Annotated in this window: 11 protein-coding genes; 7 read left to right on the top strand and 4 right to left on the bottom strand. The window is 69.4% G+C overall.

Features of this window, described 5'->3' with window-relative positions:
* Positions 1–14: 14 nt before the first annotated feature.
* Positions 15–677 carry an outer membrane lipoprotein chaperone LolA gene (lolA, locus tag CAL29_RS06415; RefSeq protein WP_256977225.1) on the bottom strand — a complete coding sequence of 221 codons (663 nt, stop codon included), beginning with the start codon at positions 675–677 and terminating at the stop codon, positions 15–17.
* Positions 677–3,049, bottom strand: coding sequence for a DNA translocase FtsK (locus tag CAL29_RS06410; RefSeq protein ID WP_094852089.1), 2,373 nt, complete (start codon positions 3,047–3,049; stop codon positions 677–679). The genes lolA and CAL29_RS06410 overlap by 1 nt, the downstream gene beginning before the upstream one ends.
* A 43-nt stretch (positions 3,050–3,092) precedes the next feature.
* On the opposite strand from CAL29_RS06410, the gene trxB reads away from it, so the two are divergent.
* The gene (gene trxB, locus CAL29_RS06405; RefSeq protein ID WP_094852088.1) at positions 3,093–4,055 is read left to right on the top strand and encodes a thioredoxin-disulfide reductase; all 963 of its coding nucleotides are present in this window, start codon (positions 3,093–3,095) and stop codon (positions 4,053–4,055) included.
* Positions 4,039–4,812 carry a Smr/MutS family protein gene (locus CAL29_RS06400; RefSeq protein WP_094852087.1) on the top strand — a complete coding sequence of 258 codons (774 nt, stop codon included), beginning with the start codon at positions 4,039–4,041 and terminating at the stop codon, positions 4,810–4,812. Before trxB ends, CAL29_RS06400 begins: the two co-directional genes overlap by 17 nt.
* A 27-nt stretch (positions 4,813–4,839) precedes the next feature.
* Here the strand turns inward: CAL29_RS06400 and CAL29_RS06395 are convergent, their stop codons facing one another.
* Together CAL29_RS06395 and CAL29_RS31965 are read right to left on the bottom strand one after the other, a co-directional pair.
* Positions 4,840–6,945 carry a sodium:solute symporter family protein gene (locus CAL29_RS06395; protein ID WP_094852086.1) on the bottom strand — a complete coding sequence of 702 codons (2,106 nt, stop codon included), beginning with the start codon at positions 6,943–6,945 and terminating at the stop codon, positions 4,840–4,842.
* Positions 6,945–7,169, bottom strand: a complete 225-nt coding sequence (locus CAL29_RS31965; RefSeq protein WP_256977299.1) for a DUF4212 domain-containing protein — start codon at positions 7,167–7,169, stop codon at positions 6,945–6,947. The genes CAL29_RS06395 and CAL29_RS31965 overlap by 1 nt, the downstream gene beginning before the upstream one ends.
* A 763-nt stretch (positions 7,170–7,932) precedes the next feature.
* Between CAL29_RS31965 and kdpF the strand changes: the two genes are divergently transcribed.
* The 5 genes from kdpF (at position 7,933) to CAL29_RS06365 (ending at position 15,642) form a co-directional block, all read left to right on the top strand.
* The gene (kdpF, locus tag CAL29_RS06385) at positions 7,933–8,022 is read left to right on the top strand and encodes a K(+)-transporting ATPase subunit F (protein WP_094852085.1); all 90 of its coding nucleotides are present in this window, start codon (positions 7,933–7,935) and stop codon (positions 8,020–8,022) included.
* Positions 8,022–9,818: a potassium-transporting ATPase subunit KdpA gene (gene kdpA / locus CAL29_RS06380; protein ID WP_094852084.1), complete on the top strand. Its 1,797-nt coding sequence runs from the start codon at positions 8,022–8,024 to the stop codon at positions 9,816–9,818. Before kdpF ends, kdpA begins: the two co-directional genes overlap by 1 nt.
* A gap of 8 nt (positions 9,819–9,826) precedes the next feature.
* Positions 9,827–11,980 carry a potassium-transporting ATPase subunit KdpB gene (kdpB, locus tag CAL29_RS06375; protein ID WP_094852083.1) on the top strand — a complete coding sequence of 718 codons (2,154 nt, stop codon included), beginning with the start codon at positions 9,827–9,829 and terminating at the stop codon, positions 11,978–11,980.
* Between the two features lie 47 nt (positions 11,981–12,027).
* Positions 12,028–12,717 carry a potassium-transporting ATPase subunit KdpC gene (gene kdpC, locus CAL29_RS06370; protein WP_094852751.1) on the top strand — a complete coding sequence of 230 codons (690 nt, stop codon included), beginning with the start codon at positions 12,028–12,030 and terminating at the stop codon, positions 12,715–12,717.
* A 102-nt stretch (positions 12,718–12,819) separates the two neighbouring features.
* Positions 12,820–15,642, top strand: a complete 2,823-nt coding sequence (locus CAL29_RS06365; protein WP_094852082.1) for a DUF4118 domain-containing protein — start codon at positions 12,820–12,822, stop codon at positions 15,640–15,642.
* The last annotated feature ends 15 nt before the right edge of the window (positions 15,643–15,657 follow it).

The raw sequence follows: 15,657 nt of genomic DNA, 5'->3' as shown, positions 1-15,657 counted from the left end.
CAGCGCCGTCCGGCTTACATCTGGACCGTATCCACGCCCTTGGGCGTGGCGAACTGGAAGTCCTTGTCGCTCAGATGCGGATTCGGCGTGATGCCGGAAAGGTCGACCCGCGTGGTCTGCCCGAAGGCGTCGAGCAGTTCGATGCGCGCGGGCAGGTTGTCCTTGAAGCCGATGTCCACCCGCGAGAAACCGGCGTCGCTGCTGCGCGGCTTGGCGCGCAGCCACTCCAGGCCGTCCTTGGCCGGCAGCGGGCTGACGTCGAAGGACTGCTCCAGCGAGCCTTCGCCGAACAGGATGGCCGCCGGCGAGGTGCCGATGGCCTTGTCGACCTTGCGCACCGTGACCTGGGCCAGGTCGGGGTCGTACTGGTAGACCTGCTTGCCGTCGGACACGATCAGTTGTTCATACGGCTTCTGCACCGCCCAGCGGAAACGGCCGGGGCGCTGGAAGGAAAAGGTGCCGGTCTGCGGCGGCTTGGGACGCGCCGCCGGGGCGCCGGCGGCGCCCGTGGTGACCTGGCTGAAGTTGCCGCTGGCCGACGTCACCGTGGCGACGAAGGACTTCAACTGTTCCTGCGCGCTGGCCGCCCAGGCGGCGCCGGGCGCCAGCACCGGCGCCAAGGCCAGGGCCAATGCCGCCATGCCGCGCCGGGCGCGGACTTGCATAAAAGGGATCATCAGGCTTCCTCGCTGGCGGATGCCGGCACCAGGATTTCCCGGTTGCCGTTGGATTGCATGGGCGACACCATGCCCGCGTGCTCCATTTGCTCCAACAGGCGCGCGGCGCGGTTGTAGCCGATGCGCAGGTGGCGCTGCACCAGCGAAATCGAGGCGCGGCGGTGCTTGAGCACCACTTCGCAGGCCTGGTCGTACATCGGATCGGTCTCGGCGTCGTTGAAGCCGGTGACGCTGCTGCCGCCGTCGCCGGTCTCGCCCTCGACGCCGCCTTCCAGCAGGCCGTCCACGTAATTCGGCTCGCCCTGCGCCTTCAGGTGCTCGACCACGCGATGCACTTCGTCATCGGAAACGAAGGCGCCGTGCACGCGCACCGGCAGGCCGGTGCCCGGCGGCATGTACAGCATGTCGCCCTGCCCCAGCAGGGTTTCCGCGCCCATCTGGTCCAGGATGGTCCGCGAGTCGATCTTGGACGACACCTGGAAGGCGATGCGGGTCGGGATGTTGGCCTTGATCAGGCCGGTGATCACGTCCACGCTGGGCCGCTGCGTCGCCAGGATCAGATGGATGCCGGCCGCGCGCGCCTTCTGCGCCAGGCGGGCGATGAGCTCTTCGATCTTCTTGCCCACCACCATCATCAGGTCCGCCAGCTCGTCGATGACCACCACGATGGTGGGTAGCGGCTGCAGCGGCTCGGGCTGGTCGGGCGTCAGCGAGAACGGGTTGGGGATGGGCTCCTCGCGCTTGATGGCGTCGCGGATCTTGCTGTTGTAGCCCGCCAGGTTGCGCACGCCCATCTTGCTCATCAGGCGGTAGCGCTTTTCCATTTCGCCGACGCACCAGTTCAGCGCGTTGGCGGCATGGCGCATGTCGGTCACCACCGGCGCCAGCAGGTGGGGAATGCCTTCGTAGACGCTCATTTCGAGCATCTTGGGATCGATCAGGATCAGGCGCGTGTGCGAGGCGTCGGCCTTGTACAGCAGCGACAGGATCATGGCGTTGATCCCCACCGATTTGCCGGAGCCGGTGGTCCCGGCCACCAGCAGGTGGGGCATCTTGGCCAGGTCGGCCACCACGGGATTGCCGGCGATGTCCTTGCCCAGCGCCATGGTGACGACCGAGGAATTGCTGTGATAGGTCTGCGAGCCCAGGATTTCCGACAGGCGCACGGTCTGGCGGCGCGGGTTGGGCAGCTCCAGCCCCATCAGGTTCTTGCCGGGAATGGTCTCGACCACGCGGATGCTGACCAGGCTGAGGGCGCGCGCCAGGTCCTTGGCCAGGTTGACCACCTGGCTGCCCTTGACCCCCGTGGCGGGCTCGATTTCGTAGCGCGTAATGACCGGGCCCGCCTGCGCCGCCACCACCGTGACGCTGACGCCGAAGTCGGCCAGTTTCTTCTCGATCAGGCGCGAGGTGAACTCGATGGTCTCGGCCGACACGGTTTCCTGGTTGGTCGCGGGCGGATCCAGCAGCCCGATGGCCGGCAGGTCGCCTTCCTCGCCGACGTCGGCGGCGGTGAACAGCGATTGCTGCTTCTCGCGCTGCACGCGGTCGGACTTGGGCACCACCGTGATCGCCGGTTCGATGCGCACCGGCTGCTCGTGCACCAGTTTTTCCTGCTTGGCGACGACCTGCTCGCTGCGCTCGGCATAGGCCACTTCGCCCAGCTTGCGGTCCTCGCGCGCCGCCACCGAATCGCGCGTGCGGCGGATCAGGCGCTCCATCGCGCCGCCCAGGCGCTCGGCCACGGTCAGCCAGGAGAAGGCGAAGAACAGGCTGAGGCCGGCGGCCGCCAGCACCAGGAAGACCAGGGTGCCGCCGGTGAAACCGATGGCATTGGCCAGCAGGCCGGCCAGGGAATGGCCGATCACGCCGCCGGAGCCGTTGCCGCCGTCCGAACCGCCCGGCAGGTGCGCGCCGTGCGTGTAAAGGCGCAGGGCTTCCAGGCCCATGGAGCCAACAAGTAACAAGACGAAACCCAGGCCCTGCTCCCAGTGCACGCGCGGCAGTTCGGCGTCGCCGTTGCCGGTCACCCGCAGGTGGCTGGCCAGGCGGCGGTAGCCGGCGCGCACGCGATGCAGCAGCAGGACCACCCACCACCAGGCGGAATAGCCGAACAGGTAGAGCAGGATGTCGGACAGATAGGCGCCCAGCGTGCCGCCCTTGTTGTGGACGACGCCGGCCGGCACCGAGTGCGACCAGCCCGGATCGGCCGAATTCCAGGTCGCGAGCACCAGGGTGAGCCAGGCCGCCATGGCGGCGAACAGGATCCAGCGGGCTTCCCGCAACAGCGCGGACAAGCGCGTTTGCAGGGGGGAAGGCCCGTTACGGGTATTGCGCGAGGCGCGCGGAGAAGCGGTTGAAATACGCGGCATAGGCCTCATTATAATTGGGCATCCACTTTGCTCAGTGTGCCCGATGACGACTTCCAAACATGCCCAATTGCTGATCCTCGGTTCCGGTCCCGCCGGCTATACCGCCGCCGTGTACGCCGCCCGCGCCAACCTGAAACCGGTATTGGTGACCGGCCTGGCCCAAGGCGGCCAGCTCATGACCACGACGGAGGTCGACAATTGGCCGGCCGACGTCGACGGCGTCCAGGGCCCCGACCTGATGCAGCGTTTCCAGCAGCACGCGGAACGTTTTAACACTGAAATCATCTTCGACCACATCGCCAGCGTGGATCTGACGCAACGGCCGTTCAAGCTGAACGGCGACGGCGGCAACGTCTACACCTGCGACGCCCTCATCATCGCCACCGGCGCCTCCGCCAAATACCTCGGCCTGCCCTCCGAGGAAGCCTTCATGGGCAAGGGCGTGTCCGGCTGCGCCACCTGCGACGGTTTCTTCTACCGCAACCAGGACGTGGTGGTGGTCGGCGGCGGCAATACCGCCGTGGAGGAAGCGTTGTATCTGTCGCACATCGCGCGCAAGGTCACCGTCATCCACCGCCGCGACAAATTCCGCGCCGAGCCCATCCTGGTCGACCGCATGATGGAAAAGGTCCAGAACGGCAATATGGAGCTGAAGCTGTTCTCCGAGCTGCAGGAAGTGCTGGGCGACGACAGCGGCGTGACCGGCGTGCGCATCCGCAGCACCAAGGACGGCGCCACCGAGGACATCGCCGTGAAAGGCGCCTTCATCGCCATCGGCCATCATCCGAACACGGACATTTTCCAGGGCCAGGTGGACATGAAGGACGGCTACATCGTCACGCGCAGCGGCCTGTCCGGCATGGCGACCATGACCTCCGTGCCGGGCGTCTTCGCCGCCGGCGACGTGCAGGACCACGTTTACCGCCAGGCCATCACCAGCGCCGCCACCGGCTGCATGGCCGCCCTGGACGCACAACGGTGGCTGGAAAATGCGGGGCAGCAATAAGCCGGGCGCGCGTCCGGACCCCGACGGCGCCGGCGGCAAGCGCGCCAAGGGCAGCCTGGCGGACATCGCCGACCTGAAGAACCTGCGGGACAGCCTGCGCGAGACATCGCGCGCGGCGGCCCTGCGGCCCTCCCCCGCCGCGACGGCCGCCAAGGCCGCGGCCAGGGACGACGACCTGGCCGGCGCCGGCCTGCCCGACGATTCCCGGTTGTTCGAACGCGCGATGCGCAACGTGCGCAAGATCGAGGCGCCGGCGCGGGCCAGTCATGCCCCGGCCGCCGCCGCGCCGAAGGAGCCGACGCTGAGCCAGGCCATGCGCCGCGCCAACGCGCTGGGCGAGCAAGGCGGGCGCCCCGACGCCGGCGTGTCGGACGGCGCCGACGTCACTCCTTTCCTGTCGGAGAACGGCACCGCCTTCGTCCGCCACGACGCCGCGCCGGACACCGCGCGCAACCTGCGCCGCGGCAACTGGCGCACCGGCGCGGAACTGGACCTGCACGGCCTGCGGGTCGAACAGGCCCGCCATGCCCTGTTTTCCTTCCTGGACGAGTGCCTGGAATACGGCATCCGCTGCGTGCGCATCGTGCACGGCAAGGGCCACGGGTCGCTGGACATGGAGCCGGTGCTCAAGGACAAGGTGCGGACCTGGCTGGTGCAGAAGCCCGAAGTCATGGCGTTTTCCGAAAGCGAGGAACGGCATGGCGGCGCGGGCGCGCTGCTGGTGCTGCTGAAACAGGTGGAAGGCGGCAAGCGCTGAGGGCATCGCCGCGACGGCCCGGCGCGATCAAGCGCCATCGGCGCCGGCAGCCGCCGCGGCCTCCGCGGTCGCCGACGACGGGTCGCGGATGTAGTCCACCAGGGCGCGCGTCGCGGGATCGGGCGGGGGCGTCAGCAGCGAGAACAGCACGATCGCCAGGAAGGCCGCGGGCGCGCCGAAGACGCCGGCGGCGATGGGCTGTATGCCCCACCACAGGGTCACCGGCTGGGTGCGGTCGATGCCGAACACCAGTTCGCGCAGCCACGGATGGGCGTGGGCCATGTAGATGAAGGTCACCGCCACCCCGGTCGCCATGCCCAGCGTGGCGCCCCACTTGTTCGCCCGCTTCCAGAAGATGCCCATCACCAGGACGGGGAAGAAGGAAGACGCGGCGAAGGAAAAGGCGGCCGACACCATGAACAGGATGTCGGCCGGCTTGCGCGCCGCCACCCAGGCCGCCGCGAAGGCCACGCCCAGCAAGAGGATCTTGGACACCAGCACGCGCCGGTTGGCCGCCATGCGCGGCGACACCACGCGGTACCACATGTCGTGCGACAGCGAATTGGACAGCGTCAGCAGCAGGCCGTCGGCCGTGGACAGCGCGGCCGCCAGCCCGCCCGCCGCCACCAGCCCGGACACGACATAGGGCAGGCCGCCGATCTCGGGCGCCGCCAGCACCATCATGTCCGCGCCCATGCTGATCTCGTCCAGTTGCACGATGCCGTCGCCGTTGACGTCGGTGACGTCCAGCAGCCCCGGGCTGACCGCGCTCCAGGCGTGCACCCAGTCCGGCAGGTCCGTGTAGTGCGACCCCACCAGGGTGCTATAGATCACCTGCTTGATCAGGACCGCCAGCGCCGGCGCCGTCAGGTACAGCAGCAGGATGAACAACAGCGACCAGGCCACGGAGCGGCGCGCCGCGCCCACCGAGGGCGTGGTGTAGGAGCGCATCAGGACATGCGGCAGGCCCGCCGTTCCCATCATCAGGCACAGCACCAGCGCCAGGAAGTTGTTGCGCAGGTTGCCGCGCTCGGCCGGCGTGGCGCCCGGATAGGGCTGGGCCGAGGGCACGGGCGGCCGGGCCCGCGCCAGGTAGTCGTTGCGCGCCTGGAACCAGGCCAGCCGCGCCTCCTCCGGATCGGCGGGATAGGCGGCCAGCTCGCGCTCCACCGAGCGGATCTCCACCGACGGCGCGTCGGCCGCCATCAGGGCCGCGAGGCGGTCGCGCAGGATCACCTTCTCGGTCACCCAGGACTGCGGCAGCGTGCGCAGCCGCGCGTCCATCTGCTCGGCGCGCGCCTGCCAGAGACGGCGCACCGCCGCTTCCGCGGGATCGTCGCGCAGGCGTTCCTCGGTATGGATGACCTGCTGCATGACCGGGCCGGCCGACCATTGCGGCACCGGGCCGCCCGCGACCTTGAGCGACAGCCAGATCACGGGCACCAGGTAGCCGATGATGAGGATGATGAACTGCCCGACCTGGGTCCACGTGACCGCCCGCATGCCGCCCAGGAACGAGCACACGAGCATGCCCCCCAGGGCCACGAAGATGCCCAGTTCGAAGGAAATGCCGGTCATGCGCGTGGTGATGATGCCCACGCCGTAGATCTGCGCCACCAGGTAGGTGAAGGAACAGAGGAAGGCGCAGGCCACGCCGGCCAGCCGCGGCAGGTTGCCGCCATAGCGGGCGCCGAGGAAGTCCGGCAAGGTGTACTGGCCGAACTTGCGCAGGTAGGGCGCGAGCAGCAGGCCCACCAGCACGTAGCCGCCGGTCCAGCCCATGACGTAGGCCAGGCCGCCGTAGCCGGTCAGGTACAGCGTGCCCGCCACCCCGATGAAGGACGCCACCGACATCCAGTCGGCCGCCGTGGCCATGCCGTTGTACAAGGCGGGGACGCGGCGGCCGGCCACGTAGTATTCGACCGAGTCCGAGGTGCGGCAGACGATGCCTATGCCCGCGTAGAGGCTGACGGTGACCAGCAGGAAGACGTAGCCGATCCAGTTGCGCGCCATGCCCAGGACTTCGCACAGGGCCAGCACCAGGATCAGCACCGCGAAGCCGGCGGCGTACAGCACGTAGATGCGGCGTAGCTGCACGTCCAGTTCGCGCTGGGTTTCGCCGCCGAACAGCATTATTCGTCCCAGGCGTCGTCGCCCCGGTTCATCACGCGGGCGTAGACGACGACGATGAAAAGATAGGCCAGCGGCGCGCCGTAGGCGGCCATCCAGAAGGAAAGCGGCCAGCCCAGCACGGTATAGGGCAGGTCGCGCGCGAACCAGGCGGGCAGGAAGGTCAAGGCCGCCCACAGGGACAGCAGCAGCAGGGTCCAGCGGAGATTGCGGCGCCACGCGGGCAGTCCGGACGTCCCGGACGTCTCGCGCCTGAGCGGCCGGCCATCGGGGGCGGTTTCGGGCGCGGTTCCAGGTGCGCCTGCGGGCGCGAGAGGGGGCGCATCGTGAGGGGAAGCGGGCGCGCGGCGGGAGTGGTTCGGCATCTCCTGCATTATTTCAGCCTCTGAATGCGACAACGGCTGGCACTGCCTGGTGCCAGCCGTTGCGCGTTTTGCTTTTATTAAGGTACAGCTTTTTTTATATATACCGGTGCCGCCCGGTTCAGCCCATGCAGGGCATTTGTCTCCTCACCTGCATGGACCGAATTCTGCACCAACTACGTGAATGTGACACTAGGGGTATGCCCTAGGAAGGGGCATTCATTTACTTAAATTACGCACCATCGTGGTGCTTTTCAAGAAAAACCCCGATTTTCCCCCGCTCAGCTCGCTGTCAGGCGGGTATTTGTACTCAAAATGGTGCAAAAAGGGATGACGACCGGATTCATGCAAATGACCGGGGACGCCCGTTTCCGTGCGTCAGGGGCCCCGGACCGACGCGCATTTATATCTTCTTTACGCCCGCGCCGCCAAGCTTTACCCCGTTTTTATCGCCGCCTCCCTACTCTGCTTACCGTCACGCCGGACCTCCACGACACCGGCGCCGGCGGGCGATCCGCCCTGGGAGAAACGATATGGACGCTGTCTACCTGGCCATCCTGGCCGTCTGCGCCGCCTTGACGGCGGGGCTGTATGAATTCTGCGACCTGCTGCTGAAAGGTGACCGCCCATGAGCTGGCTCTACCTGGTCAGCGGCGCCTTGGCCCTGCTGCTTTTCATCTATCTGCTGGTCGCCCTCTTCAAGCCGGAGAAATTCTGATGGACATGCGTTTCGTGGGCTTGCTGGCGTGCTTTCTCGTCGTGCTCCTGTTGCTCGCGCCCTGGGTCGGGCGCTATATCCGTCTCGCCATGGAGGACGGGCAATCGCGCCTGACCGCCTGGGGCCGGCCGCTGGAGCGCCTGATCTATCGCGCCGGCGGCATCCGCGCCGACGCGGAAATGGACTGGAAGCGCTATGCCGCCGCCGTCCTGGCGTTCAGCGTGCTCGGCACGCTGGCCACCTACCTCCTGCAGCGCGTCCAGGGCGTGCTGCCGCTGAACCCGGCCGGCTTCGGCCCGGTGTCGCCCGATTCGGCGCTGAACACCGCCATCAGCTTCGTCACCAACACCAACTGGCAAGGCTACAGCGGCGAAACGACGATGAGCTACCTCACGCAGATGCTGGTGCTGACGGTGCAGAACTTCGTCTCCGCCGCCACCGGCATCGGCGTGGTGTTCGCGCTGATCCGCGGTTTCGCGCGCCATGACGCGCGCACGGTCGGCAACTTCTGGGTCGACATCACGCGCGGCACGCTGTACGTGCTGCTGCCGCTGTCTTTCCTCATCGCGCTGTTCTTCGTCGGCCAGGGCGCGATCCAGAACTTCGACGCCTACAAGCAGGTGCCGCTGGTCGAATCCGTGCAGTACGCGCAGCCCAGGCTCGACGCCGTCGGGCAGCCCGTGCTGGACCAGGCGGGACAACCGGTCACGGAGCCCGCCACCGCCGCCACGCAGACGCTGGCCATGGGGCCGGTGGCGTCGCAGGAAGCCATCAAGATGCTGGGCGTGAACGGCGGCGGGTTCTTCAACGCGAATTCCGCGCATCCGTATGAGAACCCGACCCCGCTGTCCAACTTCGTGCAGATGCTGGTCATCTTCATCCTCCCCGCGGCCCTGTGCTTCGTCTTCGGCGACATGGTCGGCGACCGGCGCCAGGGCCTGGCGGTGCTGGCGGCGATGACGGTGCTGTTCATCGTCTTCGCGCTGATCGCGCGGCATTACGAAGGCCTGCCCAACCCCATGCTGGCGCGGCAGGGCGTCGATGCCGCCACCACGGCGATCAGCCCGGGCGGCAATATGGAAGGCAAGGAGATCCGTTTCGGCCTGAACGCCACGTCGCTGTTCGTCGCCGTGACCACGGCGGCCTCCTGCGGCGCGGTCAACGCCATGCACGACTCGCTGTCGGCCATGGGCGGCTTCGTGCCCATGCTGCTGATGCAGTTGAGCGAAGTGGTGTTCGGCGGCGTCGGCTCCGGTCTCTACAGCATGCTGGGCTTCGCGATATTGGCGGTGTTCATCGCGGGACTGATGATAGGCCGCACGCCGGAATACCTGGGCAAGAAGATCGAGGCCTACGAGATGAAGATGACCTCCATCGTCATCCTGGCCACGCCCTTGCTGGTGCTGGCCGGGACCGCGGTGGGCGTCAGCGTGGCCGCGGGACAGGCCGGCGTCGCCAACCCGGGCGCGCACGGCTTCTCGGAAATTCTCTACGCCGTGACGTCGGCGGCCAACAACAACGGCAGCGCCTTCGCGGGCCTGTCCGCCAACACGCCCTTCTACAACGTGCTGCTGGGCCTGGCGATGTGGTTCGGCCGTTTCGCCGTCATCGTGCCCATCCTCGCCATGGCCGGCTCGCTGGCCGCCAAGCGGCGCGTCCCGGCGGGCGCCGGCACCATGCCCACGCATGGCCCGTTGTTCGTCGTGCTGCTGATCGGCGCGGTGCTCCTGGTCGGCGCCCTGACCTACGTGCCGGCGCTGGCCCTGGGACCGGTCGCGGAACATTTGAAAGGCTGAAAACCATCATGGCCCTTACCCGAAACGACACCGCCGCCGGCATCGCGCCGGCTCAGGACGGCGGTTTGCCGCCCCGGCGGCACTTCAACTTCTTCTCCAGTACGCTGCTGGCGCCGGCGATCGTCGACAGCCTGCGCAAGCTGGCCCCGGCCACGCAGATCAAGAACCCCGTCATGTTCGTGGTCTACGTCGGCAGCATCCTCACCACGCTGCTGTGGGCGATGGCGCTGCGCGGCCAGGCCGAGGCGCCGGCCGGCTTCATCCTGGGCGTGGCGCTGTGGCTGTGGTTCACCGTGCTGTTCGCCAACTTCGCCGAGGCCCTGGCCGAGGGCCGCGGCAAGCAGCAGGCGGCCACGCTGCGCGGGCTGCGCACCACGCTGACGGCCAACCTGCTGCGCGACTTCAAGCCGGCGGACATTGCCCGCGCCGATCCCGCGCAATGGCGCACCCGCGCCATTGCGCGCGCCTCCGGCGACCTGCGCAAGGACGACGTGGTGCTGGTCGAGGCCGGCGACACCGTTCCCGGCGACGGCCTGGTGCTGGCCGGCGTGGCGTCGGTGGACGAAAGCGCCATCACCGGCGAATCCGCGCCGGTCATCCGCGAAGCGGGCGGCGATTTCTCCTCCGTGACCGGCGGCACGCGCGTGCTGTCGGACTGGCTGTTCGTGCGGATCGCCGCGAACCCCGGCGAAAGCTTCCTCGACCGCATGATCTCCATGGTCGAAGGCGCCAAGCGCCAGAAGACGCCCAACGAGCTTGCGCTGACCATCCTGCTGGTGGGCCTGACGGTGGTCTTCCTGCTGGTCACCGTCACCCTGCTGCCGTTCTCGCAATACGCGGTGATGGTGGGCAAGGCCGGCACCGTGGTCAGCGTGACGGCGCTGGTGGCCCTGCTGGTGTGCCTGATCCCGACCACCATCGGCGGCCTGCTGTCGGCCATCGGCGTGGCCGGCATGAGCCGCATGATGCAGGCCAACGTAATGGCGATGTCCGGGCGCGCGGTGGAGGCCGCCGGCGACGTCGACGTGCTGCTGCTGGACAAGACCGGGACCATCACCTTCGGCAACCGCCAGGCCTCGGCCTTCATGCCGGCGCCGGGCGTGTCGCCCCGCGAACTGGCCGAGGCCGCCCGCGTGGCCTCCCTGGCCGACGAGACGCCCGAAGGCCGCAGCATCGTGGCGCTGGCCGACAAGACGCTGCATTCGCCGGCGCCGGCGCTGGAGCGCATGGAGACCGTGCCCTTCACCGCGCAGACCCGCATGAGCGGCGTCGACATCGATGGCCGCCGGATCCGCAAGGGCGCGGTGGACGCCGTGCGCCGCTGGCTGGCCGAACAGGGCGCGGCCATGGACGGCGCCGTGACGCGCGCCGCCGACGACGTGGCGCGGCGCGGCAGCACGCCGCTGGCGGTGGCCGACGGCGACCGCGTGCTGGGCGTGATCGAACTGAAGGACATCGTCAAGCCGGCCATCAAGGAACGCTTCGGCGAATTGCGCCGCATGGGCATCAAGACGGTGATGATCACCGGCGACAACAAGCTGACCGCGGCCACCATCGCCGCCGAGGCGGGCGTCGACGACTACCTGGCCGAGGCCACGCCGGAAGCCAAGCTCAGGCTGATCCGCGCCTACCAGGCCGAAGGCCGGCTGGTGGCGATGACCGGCGACGGCACCAACGACGCGCCGGCGCTGGCCCAGGCCGACGTGGCGGTGGCGATGAATTCGGGCACGCAGGCCGCCAAGGAAGCCGGCAACATGGTGGACCTGGATTCCAATCCCACCAAGCTGATCGAAATCGTCGAGATCGGCAAGCAGATGCTGATGACGCGCGGCGCCCTGACCACCTTCAGCGTGGCCAACGACGTGGCGAAGTACTTCGCCATCATCCCCGCGGCCTTCGCCAGCGTCTATCCGCAACTGGGCGTGCTCAACGTCATGGGGCTGGCCACGCCCGCCTCGGCCATCATGTCGGCGGTGATTTTCAACGCCTTGATCATCGTGGCGCTGATCCCCCTGGCGCTCAAGGGCGTGCGCTATCGCCCGCTGGGCGCGGCCATCCTCCTGCGGCGCAACCTGCTGGTCTACGGACTAGGTGGCCTGCTGCTGCCCTTCGCCGGCATCAAGGCGGTGGACATGGCGCTGGTCGCGCTGGGGTGGACGTGATGCCCGTGCCATCGAGCAGCGGCATTTCATCGAACGAGGACATCATCATGAAGACCATCGATCTCAAGCACGACGACAGGCGCAACGCCGGGCACGACGACAAGCGCAACGACGACGGCGCCGGCCCGGCGGCGCAGGGCGGCGCGCCGGTCCAGGGCGGCCTGCTGCGCCCGGCGCTCGCCGTGTTCCTGGCGCTGAGCGTCATCACCGGCATCGTCTATCCCTACGCCACCACCGGCGCGGCCCAGGCCCTCTTTCCCTACCAGGCGCATGGCTCCATCCTGGCGTCCAAGGAAGGCAAGGCGGTGGGCTCGGAACTGATCGGCCAGCCCTTCTCGTCGCCGCGCTACTTCTGGGGCCGGCCGTCGGCCACCGCGCCGATGCCGTACAACGCGGCCGCGTCGGGCGGCTCCAACCTGGGGCCGCGCAATCCGGCGCTGGCCGACGCCGCGCAGGCGCGTGTCGCCGCCCTGCACGCCGCCGATCCTGGCAATACCGCGCCCATCCCCGTGGACCTGGTCGCGGCGTCGGGCAGCGGCCTGGACCCGGACATCAGCGTGGCCGCGGCCCGCTACCAGGCCGCCCGCGTGGCGGGCGAACGCGGCCTGCCGCTGGCCGACGTCGAACAGCGCATCGCCGCCCACACCCGCAAGCCCTGGCTGGGGCTGCTGGGCGAACCGGGCGTCAACGTCCTGGCCCTGAACCTGGACCTGGACGGCGTGAAGACCGGCCGCTGACCCGCCCGCGCGGCCGCGCGGGCCGCGTATAGTGACGACAGGTCCAGCGCGCCGGGCGGGCACCGCCGGCGGCCGGACACGACACCAGGATAGCCACCGCCCATGTCCGCCTCCCCTCGCGCCCGCCCCGACCCGGACGCCCTGCTGCGCGATATCGACGCCGCCGAAAAGCGCGCCGTGCGCGGCCGGCTGCGGGTCTATTTCGGCGCGTCGGCCGGCGTCGGCAAGACCTACGCCATGTTGAGCGCCGCCCGCGCCCTGCATGCGCAAGGCGCGGACGTGCTCGCCGGCGTGGTCGAAACCCACGGCCGCGACGACACCGCCGCCCTGCTGCGGGACCTGGAGGTGCTGCCGCGCGCCGAACTGGCGCACCGCGGCCACGCCCTGCGCGAATTCGACCTCGACGGCGCCCTGCGCCGCCGGCCGGCGCTGGTCCTGGTGGACGAACTGGCGCACAGCAACGCCCCCGGCTCGCGCCACGCCAAGCGCTGGCAGGACGTGGAGGAATTGCTGGCGGCCGGCATCGACGTCTGGACCACGCTCAACGCCCAGCACCTGGAGAGCCTGAACGAAGCCGTCGGCAGCATCACCGGCGTGCGCGTCTGGGAAACCGTGCCGGACGCGGTGTTCGACGCCGCCGACGAAGTGGTGCTGGTCGACCTGCCCCCCGACGAGCTGCTGCGCCGCCTGCGCGAAGGCAAGGTCTACCTGCCCGAGCAGGCGCGCCACGCGGCCCGCAACTTCTTCCGCAAGGGCAACCTGATCGCCCTGCGCGAGCTGGCGCTGCGCCGCACCGCCGACCGCGTGGACGACGACGTGCAGGCCTACCGGCGCGAAAGCGCCATCGGCACGGTCTGGCGCACGCGCGAGGCGGTGGTGGCCTGCCTGGCCGCCGGCGAGGGCGCCGAGCACGTGGTGCGCGGCGCGCACCGGCTGGCGCAGCAACTGGACTGCGACCTGCACGTCGTCACCGTGGAGACGCCGCGCGCCGCGCCGCTGCCGGCGCAGCGCGAGAAAGCGCTGCAATCCGCGCTGGCGCTGGCGCAAAGCCTGGAGGCCCACGTCGAGACGCTGGGCGGCACCGATATGGTGGAAGCGATCGGCGCCTACGTGCGGCGCCATAACATCACCAAGGCGGTGGTGGGACGGGCCGAACCGCGCCGCGGCCTGGCGGCCGGGCTGGCGGGCTGGCTCACCGCCGCGCTGTCCAGCGCCGGCCTCTGGCGCCGCGAACGCTTCGCCGACCGCCTGGCCGCGGGCTGCCCGGAACTGGACGTGATCCGCCTGGCGGCGCCGGTGCACGAGCCGCTGCCCCGGCCGGGAAGCGATGCCCCGGGTGGCGCGCCCCTGGATGGCGAGCCCTCCCGCCGCTACGCGGCCGCCTCCCCGGCGGAGGATTCGCGCTCGGGGCGTCCCGGCCCGCTCATGCCGTATATCTGGTCGCTGTCCTACTGCGCCGCCGCCACGCTGGTCTCGCTGGCCGTCTTTCCGGCGCTGCACCAGACCAATATCGTCATGTTCTACCTGCTGGCGGTCATGGCGGTGGCGTTGCGCCACGGCCGCGGCCCGGCGGCGCTGGCCTCGGTCATCAGCGTGCTGGCTTTCGATTTCTTCTTCGTGCAGCCCGTCGCCTCGTTCGCGGTGTCGGACGTGCAATACCTGCTGACCTTCCTGGTGCTGCTGGCGGCGGGCCTGCTGGTCGGCCAGTTGACCGCGGGCCTGCGCCTGCAGGCCCGCCTGTCGGCGCGCCGCGAAAGCGTGGCCCACGGCCTGTATGAATTCGCCCGTGAATTGTCCTCGGCCCTGTTGCCCGAGCAGATCGTCGCCTCCGCCGTTTCCTTCATCGATGCCGCCTTCGGCACGCCCTGCGCCTTGCTGGTGCTGGACGAACACGACCGGCTGCGGCTGGCCAACACCGATACGCCGCTGACCCTCGAACCGGCGCTGGGCCAGTGGGTGTTCGACCATGCCCAGCCCGCCGGCGCGGGCACGGCCACGCTGTCCGCCAGCCCCTTGTTCTACCTGCCGCTGAAGGCGCCCATGCGCACGCGCGGCGTGCTGGCGATCCAGCCCCCGGGCGGCGCGGCCTTCGCGGCCACCGAGGCGCGCCGCCAACTGGAAACCTACGCCACCGTCATCGCCATCGCCATCGAGCGCCTGCACTACGTGGAGGTGGCGCAGAAGGCCCTGGTCGACATGACGTCGGAACAATTGCGCAACTCGCTGCTGGCGGCCGTGTCGCACGACCTGCGCACGCCCTTGACCAGCCTGGTGGGCATGAGCGACAACCTGCTGGCCGCCACGCCGCCGCTGCCGCCGGCCCAGCGCGACATCGCCGCCGCCATGCGCCAGCAGGCCTGCCGCATGCACGCGCTGGTGGTGAACCTGCTGGACATGGCGCGCCTGCAGAACCGCGAGGTCGCGCTGCGCAAGGAATGGCAATCGGTGGAAGAACTGGTCGGGGCGGCGCTGGCCGCGACGCGCGAACCCCTGCGCGCGCATCGCGTCTCCGTGGCGCCGCTGTCGAACCTGCCGCTGGTGGAGTGCGACGGCGTGCTGATCCAGCGCGTCCTGTGCAACCTGCTGGAAAACGCGGCCAAGTACACGCCGCCCGGCAGCCATGTGCGCATCGAAGCCGAGGCCGACGGCCAGGAGATGCGCATCGCCGTGGCGGACGACGGGCCCGGCGTGGCGCCCGGCAGCGAAGAGGCCATCTTCCGGAAATTCGTCCGCGGCGAACGCGAGTCGGCCACCCCGGGCGTGGGCCTGGGGCTGGCGGTCTGCCAGGCCATCATGAACGCGCACGATGGCCGCATCCACGTCGAACGAGGCGTGCCGCCCCTGGCCGGCGCGCGCTTTATCCTCACCCTGCCCCTGCGCCCCGCGCCCGGCCTGGCGCCGGAAATGCCCGCGGACGCCGCCTGACCCTTCATCGCCGCC

The sequence above is a fragment of the Bordetella genomosp. 10 genome, assembly GCF_002261225.1.
In the GTDB taxonomy this organism is placed as follows: domain Bacteria; phylum Pseudomonadota; class Gammaproteobacteria; order Burkholderiales; family Burkholderiaceae_B; genus Bordetella_C.
This window is presented reverse-complemented; position numbering and strand designations above follow the sequence as displayed.

Excerpts from the sequence above, each read along its gene's own strand:
- lolA (WP_256977225.1), bottom strand. The coding sequence starts at position 677 with ATGATCCCTTTTATGCAAGTCCGCGCCCGGCGCGGCATGGCGGCATTG.
- CAL29_RS06410 (WP_094852089.1), bottom strand. The coding sequence starts at position 3,049 with ATGCCGCGTATTTCAACCGCTTCTCCGCGCGCCTCGCGCAATACCCGT.
- trxB (WP_094852088.1), top strand. The coding sequence starts at position 3,093 with ATGACGACTTCCAAACATGCCCAATTGCTGATCCTCGGTTCCGGTCCC.
- CAL29_RS06400 (WP_094852087.1), top strand. The coding sequence starts at position 4,039 with ATGCGGGGCAGCAATAAGCCGGGCGCGCGTCCGGACCCCGACGGCGCC.
- CAL29_RS06395 (WP_094852086.1), bottom strand. The coding sequence starts at position 6,945 with ATGCTGTTCGGCGGCGAAACCCAGCGCGAACTGGACGTGCAGCTACGC.
- kdpF (WP_094852085.1), top strand. The coding sequence starts at position 7,933 with ATGAGCTGGCTCTACCTGGTCAGCGGCGCCTTGGCCCTGCTGCTTTTC.
- kdpA (WP_094852084.1), top strand. The coding sequence starts at position 8,022 with ATGGACATGCGTTTCGTGGGCTTGCTGGCGTGCTTTCTCGTCGTGCTC.
- kdpB (WP_094852083.1), top strand. The coding sequence starts at position 9,827 with ATGGCCCTTACCCGAAACGACACCGCCGCCGGCATCGCGCCGGCTCAG.
- kdpC (WP_094852751.1), top strand. The coding sequence starts at position 12,028 with ATGAAGACCATCGATCTCAAGCACGACGACAGGCGCAACGCCGGGCAC.
- CAL29_RS06365 (WP_094852082.1), top strand. The coding sequence starts at position 12,820 with ATGTCCGCCTCCCCTCGCGCCCGCCCCGACCCGGACGCCCTGCTGCGC.